Source organism: Actibacterium sp. D185-2, from assembly GCF_054954595.1.
Window position 1 is genome coordinate 525,524 of record NZ_JBPWNX010000002.1, and the last position, 11,760, is coordinate 537,283.

The following is an 11,760-nucleotide window of genomic DNA, read 5'->3' on the forward strand; positions in this document are numbered from 1 at the left end:
CATCCCCGTCATCCGGGCAGGATCGCAGCGACGGTTTCGTCAACCGGGCGCTGCGTGTCCACCCGCCGCCAGTCCATCGGCCCGATATCGCGCCCAAGCTGGGCCTCCAGCACCGCCAGCGTGGCATCCGACGGCCCCGCCGGTCGGGCCGCGATCCGGGCACGCAGCAGATCCGCATCCGCGCTGAGCCAGATGCCGGTAAAGGGCACCCCGGCCGCCTTGGCCGCCGCCGCGATGGCCGCGCGCCGATCTGGCCGGTCATAGACCGCATCCGCCACCACGCAGCAGCCCGCCGTCAGCAGGGCGCGGGCGCGGTCCGCGATCAGGCCGTACACCTTGTCCGACACCGGCGTCGCATAGGCGTCCTGCCCCAGCCGATGCTCGGGCCGCACCCCGAACATCGCCTTGCGGGTGCGGTCGCTTTCCAGCACCCGCGCGCCCGGCGGCGCGCCCAGGTCGGGCGCCAGCGCCTCTGCCACGGTGGATTTGCCGCTGCCGCTGAACCCGCCGATCACCACAAGCCGCGCCGGGTGCGGGCGCAGCAGCGCCAGCGCCAGATCGAAATAGCGCCGGGCCGACGCCGCGGCCTCTGTCCCGCCCTCGGCCAGATTTTCGGACAGGGTCGCGGTCACATGCGCCCGCACCGCCGCGCGCACCGCCATGAAGAAGGGCAGCAGCGCATAGCCCCCTTCCTCGCCGGTGGCGTCGCAATAGCGATTGACGACCAGACTGCCCAGATCCCGATGCCCCCGGTGCCACAGGTCCATTGCCAGAAAGGCCAGATCATACAGCACGTCTATGGTGGCGATCTGATCGTTGAAATCTATGCAATCGAACAGCCGCGCGCGCCCCTGAAACATGCAGATGTTGCGCAGATGCAGATCACCATGGCAGCGCCGGACCATCCCCGCCGCCTCGCGCGCGTCCAACAGGGCGGCGTGCCCGGCCAGCGCGGCGCGAAAGGCACGGTCGAACGCGTCCACCTCGGCCTCGGGGAAGACATGGCTGGTGGCGAAACCGGCGCGGTTGATGTCCAGCACCCCGGCAATATTGGCCGCCCCGCCGCCCGTATGAATCACCGGGGCCGCCGCGTGGAAATCAGCGATCCCCCCGGCCAGATCGGTCATCAGCGCCGGGGTCAGGCCGCCGGCCTGCGCCATCCGGTCGAACAGGCAATCCTGACCAAAGCGCACCATTTCCACCACCGCGTCGACCATCTCGCCCTCGCCATCGAAGGTCAGCCCGCCGCCCGGCGCGCGGGTGATCCGGCGCACGCCCAGATACAGCCCCGGCGCGGTGGGCGCGTTCAGCGCGACCTCTTTTTCGCAGGTGGCGGCGCGGATCGCGCGGGTCGAGAAATCGGCATAGGGCAGCCTGACCGCGCGTTTCAGCTTGTAGGCCCGCGTACCGGCCAGAAACACGATGGAAATATGCGTCTCGATCACCCCGACCGGGCCGGGCACGCCATGGGTTGCCGGGTCGCGCAGAAAGGCGATAGTCGCGCTTTGGTCTTCGGCAATCATTCCGGCCTCCTTTTCATCTGTCACATGCGCGCCGCGTTCGGTGGCGATGCTGCATCCGGTACACTGGCGGCGGCCCCGGCCTGCAGACCGGAACCGCTTGATAACGATCAAAGACGAAACCGCGCGGCTTTGCCATGGTTTGGATCAAAGACAGGGATGACACAGGTCCGATGACAGGCCGCACAGAACAGATCGCCCTTGCCCACAGCGCGCCTTCAGGGCGGATGCGGCTGCGTTGCGCCATGCTGCGCGGCGATGCGGCGCTGGCCCTGCGGATCGAGGCGGGGTTGGCCGCGCTGCCGTGGATCCTATCGGCACAAGTGCGCCAAAGCGGCAGCGTGATCGTGCACACCGATCGCAGCCAGGGCACCGGGGCGGTGATCGCCGCGCTGCGCGATCTTCTGGCGGCCCCGCCCAAGGCGCCCGCCGCCGACGCCACCGTTCGCGCACGCGCGCCGCAGATCGTCGTGGCCCCCGCCGACGCCATGCCCTGGCACAGCCTGAGCCGCACCCGCGTGGTGCAAGAGCTGGAAACCGACCCCGAACAGGGCCTGAGCGCCCAGGCCGCGGCCGAACGGTTGCGCCGCGACGGCCGGAACCTTCTGCCGCAGGACAAGCCCCGAAGCCGGCTGTCGCTGTTCACCGAACAGTTCGAAAGCCTGCCGGTGGCGATGTTGGCCGGATCGGCGGCGGTGTCGCTGGCCACCGGCGGCATCGCCGATGCGGCGGCGACCTTGTCGGTGGTTCTGGTGAACGCGGTTTTCGGCTTCGTGACCGAAGGCCAGGCCGAGGCCTCGATCCACAGCCTGATGGACCGCTCGACCGAACCCGTGGCCGTGCTGCGTGGCGGGCGCGAGGTGACGCTGCCCGCCGCCGATGTGGTGCGCGGCGATATCTATCTGGCGCGGCCCGGCACCCAGGTCGCCGCCGATGCGCGGGTGATCGCGGCCGACCGGCTGAAACTGGACGAATCCGCGCTGACCGGCGAAACCCTGCCGGTGTCGAAATTCCCCGATGCCGAGGTGGCCGCCGACGCCCCGATCGGCAGCCGCCCCACCATGCTGCACGCCGGCACGCTGGTGGCCGAAGGCCGGGGGCGCGCCATCGTGGTGGCCACCGGCCGCAACACGGCAGCGGCACAGATCGCACTGCTGAGCCAGACCGCATCGCGCCCGCAGGCCCCGGTCGAGGCGGAGCTCGACCGGCTGGGCAGCGCGCTGGTCAAGGTGTCGCTGGCCGCCTGCGGCGTGTTCTTCGGCGTGGGCTGGCTGCGCGGCACGGCGCTGTCGCTGATCCTGAAGGACGCGCTGGCGCTGGCGGTGGCGGCGGTGCCCGAGGGGCTGCCGGTGGTGGCGACCACCACCATGTCGCGCGGGTTGCGCCGGATGGAGCGTGGCGGCATCCTGGTGCGCCGGATCGACACGGTGGAAAGCCTGGGCGCGCTGCAGGTGCTGTGCCTGGACAAGACCGGCACCCTGACCCGCAACCGGCTGGAGGTGGTCGAGGCCGTGACCGGCACCGCGCTGGACGATCCGCCCGCCCCCCCGGCGCTTGAAATGCTGTTGCAGGTCGCGGGCCTGAACAGCGAGGCCGAGCCGGGCCCCGACGGCGCCACCGGATCCTCGGCCACCGAACAGGCGGTGCTGAACTATGCCGCCGCCAGCGGGCTGGACATCGCGGCGCTGCGCCGGACGCGGCCCCGGACCCACCTGATCGAACGCACACCGGGGCGGCCCTTCATGGTCACGGTGCATGATGGCACCGGCCCGCGCTGCACGATCAAGGGCGCGCCCGAGGCGGTGCTGGAACGCTGCACCCATCTGTGGGGCGCGGATGGGCCACGACCGCTGAGCCTGCAGGACCGCGCGCGGATCCTTGCGCTTAATGACCAGTTGGCCGCGCGCCCGGCCCGGGTTCTGGCCTTCGCCGCGGGCGATGCCGCGCCGCGCGATCACGACGTGGCCGGGCTGACATGGCTGGGGCTGCTGGCGATGATCGACCCGCTGCGCCCCGGCGCGAAGGATTTCATCGCCGCGATGCACCGCGCGGGGGTGCGCACGATCATGATCACCGGCGATCAGGCCGCCACCGCCGGTGCCATCGCGCAGGAGCTGAACCTGTCGAATGGCGGCCCGCTGCGGATCATGGATGCGCCGGAAATTTCCAGCCTCGACCCTGCGCTGCTGGGCAGGGTGGCCCGACAGGCGCATGTGTTCTCGCGCGTCAGCGCGCATCAGAAACTGGCGATCGTACAGGCGCTTCAGGCCGATGGCTCGGTCGTGGGCATGACCGGCGATGGCGTCAATGACGGCCCCGCGCTGAAAGCCGCCGATGTGGGCATCGCGATGGGCACCAGCGGCACCGATCTGGCCCGCGACGTGGCCAATGTGGTGATCCGCGACGACGAGCTGACCACCCTGATCGACGCGATGGCGCAGGGCCGGTCGGTCTATCGCAACATCCGGCGCGCGCTGGAATTCCTGATCACCACCAACATGTCGGAAATCGCCGTGGGCATCGCCGAGGCCGCGCATGGCCCCGGCGAGCTGGAAACCCCGATGGAGCTGCTGTGGATCAATCTGGTCAGCGACGTGCTGCCCGGCCTGGGGCTGGCCTTCGCCGATCCCGACCCCGACGCGATGGAAAGGCCGCCCCGCCCCGCCGGCGAGCCGGTGGTCCCACCCCATGATTTCCGCCGGATGACGATGGACAGCGCAACGATCGCCGTGGCCAGCCTTGGCGCGCATTTCACCGGGCTGGCGCGGTACGGGCCCGGCCCGCAGACCCGCGGCATGACCTATCTGTCGCTGTCATTGGGCCAATTGCTGTATACCCTGACCTGTCAGCGCAGCGATGTGCGCAAGCTGAAGCCGGGGCAGTTGCTGGAAAACCGGGCGCTGGACGCGGCACTGCTCAGTTCTGCCGGGATGGCGGTGCTGCCGTTCTTCGTGCCGCCGCTGCGCCGGCTGCTGGGGATTGCGCCGCTGGACCCCGGCAGTGCTGCGGTATCGCTGGTGGCGGCCGCCGCGCCGGCGGCGTTGGTGCTGGCCCGGCGCGGGGTCAGTCTGGAACTGGATGTCGTGGAGGGCAAGCCATGCGAAACTTCGTGATCACATCGGAATCGGTCACCGTAGGCCACCCCGACAAGCTGTGCGATCAGATCAGCGACGCGGTGGTGGACGCCTATCTGGGGGCCGGGCTGCGGGCGGGCGTGGTGGCGGAATGCGCCATCGCCTCGGGCGTCACCTTTCTGTCGGTGCGCGCAGGGGCCGAGGCGCCTGTCGATCTGGCCGCGCTCACCCGCCGGGTAATCGCCGAGGCGGGCTATGACGGCGCCGATCAGGACAAGGTGCCCAGCGTGATGCTGGAACTGTCGCACAGCGCCGATCTGCTAGCCGACGCGCTGATCCTTGGACGCGCGCGGCACATGGTCAGCGCCTTCGGCTATGCCTGCGATCAGACCGAAACCGCGATGCCGTTTCCGATCTTCGCGGCGCATCGGCTGACCGCGGCGCTGGATGCGGCCCGGCGCGCGGGGCGGCTGCCTTGGCTGTCGCCTGACGCGCAGGCCCAGGTCGCGGTGCGCTTTGCCAACCGGGTGCCCGTCGCGCTGGAAGCGATCGCGCTGACCTTCGGCGTGACCGAGATGCCCGACGAACACACCATGCGCACCGCCCTGCTGACCGAGGCGATCCGCCCCGCCCTGACAGGGCACGGGCCGCAGACCGGCCCCGACACGCGGCTTGTGATCTTTCCGTCGCTGGGTCTGGGCGGTCCCGCGGCCCATTCGGGGCTGACCGGGCGTAAATCGGCCGATGACGCCTATGGCAGCTATGTGCGGCGCAGCGGCCCCGCGCTCAGCGGCAAGGATCCGTCGCGCATCGACCGGATCGCCAGCTATGCCGCCCGTCAGGCCGCCCGCGCGGTGATCGCCGCCGGGCTGGCGCGCGAATGCGAGCTGCAACTGTCCTATGTAGTGGGTGACGAGGCCCCGGTCAGCGTCGAGGTCGACACCTATGGCAGCGGCGCGGTCTCCGACGAACGGATCTCGCGGCGGGTGAGCGAGCTGTTCGATTTCCGTGTCGGCGCGATTGCCGAACGGATGCGGCTGTGGGATCTGCCCGGCGCGCGCGGCGGCCGGTTCTATCGCGATTTCGCGACCTATGGCCATATGGGCCGCGACGCGCTGTCCCCCCCGTGGGAGGATATGACGATCGCCGAACGGCTGGCCTGAACCGGGCCTTACTTGCGGTCCAGCAGCGACAGCGCGCTGACCGCCAGCGTGGTCGCGGGCCCGGCGATCCGGCCGCGCGACAGTTGCAGGATCGCGCCACCCAGCAGCGCCAGCGCGATGCCGGTGCGCAGATCCAGCGCCTCGCCGGTGCGCGCCTTCACGCCCATATCCGCACGCAGCATGCCAAGCTGTATCACCTGCTGCACCGGCGGGCGCTTGGGCGGCTGGACAATGCGGGCGATGCCGCGTTCGGCCAGCGCCGCCAGCACCGCCTCGACCGGGCCGATGGTTTCGAGGATGATGCTGCCGGTGCTGGGCCGCACCAGCGCGCGGTGCACATCGGGCACCCCGGCCAGCCGGTCAGCCAGCGCCACCAGCGCGTCGCGGTCCGCCGGGGCGGCCACACGCAGCCGCGCGCGCCGGTCCAGCACATGGATGCGGTGCAGGGTGACCGGCTTTGGCGCGGCGGCGACGGCGGTCTTCGGTTCAGTCAGCATGATCTGCGGCGGCGTCCGGGGCGGCATAGTCGGCAGCCGCGGCGGTTTTCTCGGCCTCCATCTCCTCGCGGATTTCGGCGACGATGTCTTCCATATGCTCATAGGCCTCGGCGCCGGCCTTGCGGAATTCCTCATAGGCGACGGCGCCGGTGCGGGTCGCGGCCCGGACCAGCGGGCGCCCGGCCCGGCCCAGGGCGCTGGCAACGCCCGGCACCAGCAGAACGGCACCGACCGCAACGGTCGCGCCCAGAAAAAAGCTTTTGTTCATGGTCGTGTCCTCGGGTTGGGGGCGGACTGGCGAATTGCACTGGCGCAAGGGTATTTCCCCGCCCCGACCGGCACAACGGATTTCTTGTCGCGCCGCCGGCCGGCGCCGGGGTCAGGCGGCCCCCGCGCGCCAGCGGCGCTGGCCAAGCACCAGATATTTGATCGCCTCGGGCAGCACGATCAGCGGCACCAGAAACAGCCCGATCTGCTGCCAGTGGGCCAGCGCCAGCGGGCCGGTATGCAGCACGGTCTGCAACGGCGGCCAATAGACCGCAGCCACATGCGCCCCGACCGACCCCACAAGCGCCGCGATCAGCACCGGGTTGGAAAACCAGCCGATCCGCGAGCAGGGCTGGGTGAGCGAGCGAAACGCAAAGACGCTGGCCTTTTCCGCCAGCAGCATGGTGGTGAAGGCGGCGGTGCGGGCGGTCACCTCGCCCATGGGCAGATAGTGATAGAACACCCACAAGGTGGCCAACCCGGTATAAAGACCAAAGACCCCGATCAGTGCCAGACCGGTCCAGCCCAGGATCGGCTCGTTCTTGGCGCGCGGCGGGCGGGTGATCTGATCGGGGGTGCTTTTTTCCAGCCCCAGCGCGATCGCCGTCACCCCGTCGGTGACCAGATTGATCCACAGGATCTGCGTCGCCAGCAGGATCAGCGGCCCGCCGATGATCAGGTTGGCGGTGATCGCCAGCACCTCGCCCGAATTGGACGACAGCAGATAGCGGACGAATTTCTTGACGTTGTCATATTGCCGCCGACCTTCGCGGATCGCGTCGAAGATCGTGGTGAAGTTGTCGTCCAGCAGCACCAGATCGGCCGAATCGCGGGCCACATCGGTGCCGCGAATGCCCATGGCCACACCGATATCGGCCTGTTTCAGCGCCGGCGCGTCGTTCACCCCGTCGCCGGTCATCACCACGATCTGATCGCCCGCCTGCAACGCCTGAACGATGCGCATCTTGTGAACCGGCTTGGTGCGCGCGAACAGAACCTGCCCGGTCAGGGCGGCGGTCAGATCGGCGTCCGACATCGCCTCGAGCTGCGGGCCGGTCAGCACGCGGTCCACCGGCATCCCCAGTTGGCGCGCCACCGCCTGCGCGGTCAGCGGGCTGTCGCCGGTGATCATGATCACCCGGATCCCCGCCGCCCGGCAGTCCGCCAGCGCCTGGCGCACCTCGGGCCGGGGCGGATCGATCAGCCCGACAAAGCCCAGAAACTCCAGCCCGGCCTCGGACTCGGGCAGGCTGGCGCCCGGCTGGGCGCGCCGGGCCAGCGCGATCACCCGCAGCCCAGCCTCGGCCATGGTGCGATAGGCGGCCTCGCACTCCGCGCGCAGCGCAGGATCGAGCGGGACGCTGACCCCGTCCCGCCGCACCGTGACCGAGACATCCAGAATATGCTCGGGCGCGCCCTTGCTGTGCAGCACATGCCCGTCGCCGTCGCGGGCCAGAACGCTCATGCGCTTACGCTCGCTTGAAAACGGGATCTCGGCCACCGCCGCGCCGGCGGCGGGCAGCGGCGCCCAGCCCTTGTGCGCCAGCGTCACCAGCGCGCCCTCGGTCGGCTCGCCGATCATGTCCCAATCGTCACCCTCGCGGTGCAGCCGCGCGTGGTTGCACAACAGCGCGGTTTCCAGCAGCCGGGCCAGATCGGCATCGTGGCCGGCCCGCACCCGCGCACCGCTATAGGCGATGTGACCGGCCGGATCATAGCCGGTGCCGGTCACCGTATAATGCCGCCCCGGGGTCCAGATCTCGGCCGCGGTCATTTCGTCCTGGGTCAGGGTGCCGGTCTTGTCGGTGCAGATCACCTGGGCCGCGCCCAGCGTCTCGACCGCCTGCAGGCGGCGGGTGAGCGCGTTCTGGCGCACCATCGCCGCGGCCCCCAGCGCCAAAGTGATCGTGACCACAGCGGGCAGCCCTTCGGGCACCATAGCCACCGCCAGCGACAGCGCCGTCATCAGCATGGCCAGCGGCGGCTGACCGGTCCAGACCCCGACCCCGCCGACCAGCAGCGACACCAGAAGCGCGGCCACGCCGATCTGTTGCCCCAACACGCCAAGGTGGTGCTGCAGATGCGTCGTCTTATCGGTGATCCCGGTGGTCAGCTCGGCGATCTGGCCGAATTCGGTAGACTGGCCGGTGGCGCTGACCACCCCCTCGGCCCGGCCCGCCACAACCGAGGTGCCCATGAACAGCGTCACGTCCCCGGTGCCCAACTCCTTGTCCACCGGAAAGGATTCGCCGGTCAGCGCGCTTTCGTCCAGTTTCAGTTGCAGCGCATCCGTCAGGCGCAAATCGGCCGGCACCCGGTCGCCCGCCTCCAGCAACACCACGTCGCCCGGCACGATCTCGCGCGTATCGATCCGCTGTTCGCGCCCGTCGCGCAACACCCGCGCCGAGGTGGCCAGCATGTTCTGCAACGCCGCCAGCGCATTTTCCGAGCGCCATTCCTGAGCGAAGCCAAGCGCCCCGTTCAGCACCACCACAATACCGATGCCGATCGCATCGACCACCTCGCCCAGGGCCCCCGCGATGGCGGCCGCCACGATCAGGATCACCACCAGAAACCCGGTGAACTGACGCAGCAGGATTCGCATCATCGAAACCTGCTGCGTCTGCCGCAGCATGTTGGGGCCATACCGCGCCAGCCGCTGCTGCGCCTCTGCCTGGCTAAGCCCTTTTGGCGCAGCCGCTATCTGATCTGTTTCAGGTGTCATCATGATCGGATCCATCGCCTGCTTGCACCCTTTGCCGCCATGACACGGATCAAGGTGGCGGCCCTGGGTTCAGGGTAGTGTTTCGCGTGCCGCATGGCGACAGCAGTTCGGGAGAAAAACATGAGCAGCAACGTTCTTTGGTTCGAAACCCTGTCGCGGGGCGATGTCCCGCAGGTCGGCGGCAAGAATGCCTCGCTGGGTGAAATGGTCAGCACCCTTGGCGGCAAGGGCATCCGCGTCCCCGCCGGGTTTGCCACCAGCGCCGAGGCCTTTCGCGGCTTCATCGCCGAGAACGAGCTTTACGACCACATGGCCGAGGTTCTGGACTGGTTCGACCATGGCAAGATCACCTTGCAGGAAGCGGGCCGAACGATTCGCGGCATGATCCTGGCCGGCGACTGGCCCGAGGCGCTGTTGGCCGATATCCGCGCCGCCTATGCCGAGTTGGGCCAGCGCACCGGGCAGGACGCGCCTTCGGTCGCTGTGCGATCATCCGCCACGGCCGAGGATCTGCCCGATGCCAGCTTTGCCGGACAGCAGGAAACCTTTCTGAACGTGCGCGGCGAAGAGGCGCTGCTGGAGGCGTGCAAGCGCTGCTATGCCTCGCTGTTCACCGACCGGGCGATCACCTATCGCAAGCTCAAGGGCTTCGATCACCAAAAGGTCGCGCTGTCGATCGGCGTGCAACAGATGGTGCGGTCCGACATTGGCGGTTCGGGGGTGATGTTCTCGATCGACACGGAATCGGGGTTCGACAAGGTTGTGCTGATCAACGCCGCCTGGGGGTTGGGCGAGAACGTCGTTCAGGGTGCCGTGAACCCCGACGAATATCAGGTCTACAAACCGTTTCTGGACAATCCCGCCCTGACGCCGATCCTTGAAAAGACCCTGGGCGCGAAAGAGAAGAAGATGATCTATGCCGGGGCCAAGGGCGGCGAGACCAAGAATGTCCCCACCTCCAGGGCCGAGCGCGCGGCGTTCGTGTTGAAGGATGCCGAAATCCTTGATCTGGCCCGGATGGCCTGCACGATTGAGGATCACTATGGCCAGCCGATGGATATGGAATGGGCCCGCGACGGGATCACCGGCGAGTTGTACATTGTTCAGGCGCGCCCCGAAACGGTGCAGTCGCGGGCCGAAACCGGCGCGATGAAGGCCTATACGATCCACAAGGCGGGCGATCTTTTGATGACCGGCCTCAGCGTTGGCGGCGCAGTGGCCGTGGGCCAGGTCTGTCTGATCGAGAATGCCCGCGACATCGACAAATTCGTCGATGGCTCGATCCTTGTCACCTCGACCACCGACCCCGACTGGGTGCCGATCATGAAGCGCGCCAAGGCGATTATCACCGATCACGGCGGCCGCACCAGCCACGCCGCCATCGTCAGCCGCGAACTGGGCCTGCCGGCCATCGTCGGCTGCGGCAACGCCACCCATCTGCTGCATGACGAACAGGAGGTGACGGTGTCCTGCGCCGAAGGCGAGGAAGGCTATGTCTATGCCGGGATCGCCGAATACGAGGTCGAGGAAATCTCGATCGGCACGGTGCCGCAGACCCGCACCAAGATCATGCTGAACATGGCCAATCCCGGCGCCGCAAGCCGCTGGTGGCGTCTGCCGACCGACGGGGTCGGACTGGCGCGGATGGAATTCGTGGTCAACAACGCGATCAAGGTGCACCCGCTGGCGCTGACCCGGTTCGACCAACTGACCGACGCCGGGGCCCGCGCCCGGATCACCGACCTGACCCGCGGCTATGCCGACAAGCCCGACTATTTCGTGGACAAGCTGGCCATGGGCCTGTCACGGATCGCGGCGGTGCATTACCCCAATCCGATGATCGTGCGGATGAGCGATTTCAAGACCAACGAATATGCCGAGCTGCTGGGCGGTCGCCAGTTCGAGCCGGACGAGGAAAACCCGATGATCGGGTTCCGGGGCGCATCGCGCTATTATTCGGACGCCTACAAGGACGGTTTCGCACTGGAATGCCGCGCGATCCGCAAGCTGCGCGACGAAATGGGTTTCACCAACACCATCGTCATGATCCCGTTCTGCCGCAGCCCCGACGAGGCCGACAAGGTGCTGGCGGTGATGGCCGAAAACGGGCTGACCCGCGGCCAGGACGGCCTGCAGGTCTATGTGATGTGCGAGATTCCCTCGAACGTGATCCTGGCCGAGGAGTTCGCCAAACGCTTCGACGGCTTCTCGATCGGGTCGAACGACCTGACCCAGCTGACCCTGGGCGTGGACCGCGATTCCGAACAGTTGGCGCATCTCTTCCGCGAACGCGACCCGGCGGTGTTGTGGATGATCGAAACCGTCATCGAGCGGGCGCACAAGGCCGGGGCCAAGGTCGGCCTGTGCGGCCAGGCGCCCAGCAACGACCCCGAATTCGCCCGGCTGCTGGTGGCGGCGGGGATCGATTCCATCTCGGTCACGCCGGACAGTTTCATGGCCGTGAAGGCCAATGTCGCCGAGGCCGAAAAAAGCTGATCTCAGACGGGAGGAAGC

Annotated in this window: 7 protein-coding genes; 3 read left to right on the forward strand and 4 right to left on the reverse strand. The window is 68.5% G+C overall.

What is annotated here, in order from left to right; all coding sequences use genetic code 11:
• Positions 1–8: 8 nt before the first annotated feature.
• Positions 9–1,523 carry a bifunctional aminoglycoside phosphotransferase/ATP-binding protein gene (locus ACSR1C_RS06120; protein ID WP_460258451.1) on the reverse strand — a complete coding sequence of 505 codons (1,515 nt, stop codon included), beginning with the start codon at positions 1,521–1,523 and terminating at the stop codon, positions 9–11.
• A gap of 170 nt (positions 1,524–1,693) precedes the next feature.
• Here ACSR1C_RS06120 and ACSR1C_RS06125 point away from each other — a divergent pair, with 170 nt between their 5' ends.
• Positions 1,694–4,633, forward strand: coding sequence for a cation-translocating P-type ATPase (locus ACSR1C_RS06125; RefSeq protein ID WP_460258452.1), 2,940 nt, complete (start codon positions 1,694–1,696; stop codon positions 4,631–4,633).
• Complete coding sequence (locus tag ACSR1C_RS06130; RefSeq protein WP_460258453.1) at positions 4,618–5,757, forward strand: methionine adenosyltransferase domain-containing protein; 1,140 nt, start codon at positions 4,618–4,620, stop codon at positions 5,755–5,757. Before ACSR1C_RS06125 ends, ACSR1C_RS06130 begins: the two co-directional genes overlap by 16 nt.
• 8 nt (positions 5,758–5,765) lie before the next feature.
• Here the strand turns inward: ACSR1C_RS06130 and ACSR1C_RS06135 are convergent, their stop codons facing one another.
• From ACSR1C_RS06135 to ACSR1C_RS06145, 3 genes are all read right to left on the reverse strand, one after another.
• Positions 5,766–6,254, reverse strand: coding sequence for a hypothetical protein (locus ACSR1C_RS06135; RefSeq protein WP_460258454.1), 489 nt, complete (start codon positions 6,252–6,254; stop codon positions 5,766–5,768).
• Positions 6,244–6,522, reverse strand: coding sequence for a DUF5132 domain-containing protein (locus tag ACSR1C_RS06140; protein ID WP_460258455.1), 279 nt, complete (start codon positions 6,520–6,522; stop codon positions 6,244–6,246). Before ACSR1C_RS06140 ends, ACSR1C_RS06135 begins: the two co-directional genes overlap by 11 nt.
• 111 nt (positions 6,523–6,633) lie before the next feature.
• Positions 6,634–9,249, reverse strand: a complete 2,616-nt coding sequence (locus tag ACSR1C_RS06145; RefSeq protein WP_460258456.1) for a cation-translocating P-type ATPase — start codon at positions 9,247–9,249, stop codon at positions 6,634–6,636.
• Between the two features lie 117 nt (positions 9,250–9,366).
• On the opposite strand from ACSR1C_RS06145, the gene ppsA reads away from it, so the two are divergent.
• Positions 9,367–11,742 carry a phosphoenolpyruvate synthase gene (gene ppsA / locus ACSR1C_RS06150; protein WP_460258457.1) on the forward strand — a complete coding sequence of 792 codons (2,376 nt, stop codon included), beginning with the start codon at positions 9,367–9,369 and terminating at the stop codon, positions 11,740–11,742.
• The last annotated feature ends 18 nt before the right edge of the window (positions 11,743–11,760 follow it).

Excerpts from the sequence above, each read along its gene's own strand:
- ACSR1C_RS06130 (WP_460258453.1), top strand. The coding sequence starts at position 4,618 with ATGCGAAACTTCGTGATCACATCGGAATCGGTCACCGTAGGCCACCCC.
- ACSR1C_RS06145 (WP_460258456.1), bottom strand. The coding sequence starts at position 9,249 with ATGATGACACCTGAAACAGATCAGATAGCGGCTGCGCCAAAAGGGCTT.
- ACSR1C_RS06140 (WP_460258455.1), bottom strand. The coding sequence starts at position 6,522 with ATGAACAAAAGCTTTTTTCTGGGCGCGACCGTTGCGGTCGGTGCCGTT.
- ACSR1C_RS06135 (WP_460258454.1), bottom strand. The coding sequence starts at position 6,254 with ATGCTGACTGAACCGAAGACCGCCGTCGCCGCCGCGCCAAAGCCGGTC.
- ppsA (WP_460258457.1), top strand. The coding sequence starts at position 9,367 with ATGAGCAGCAACGTTCTTTGGTTCGAAACCCTGTCGCGGGGCGATGTC.
- ACSR1C_RS06125 (WP_460258452.1), top strand. The coding sequence starts at position 1,694 with ATGACAGGCCGCACAGAACAGATCGCCCTTGCCCACAGCGCGCCTTCA.
- ACSR1C_RS06120 (WP_460258451.1), bottom strand. The coding sequence starts at position 1,523 with ATGATTGCCGAAGACCAAAGCGCGACTATCGCCTTTCTGCGCGACCCG.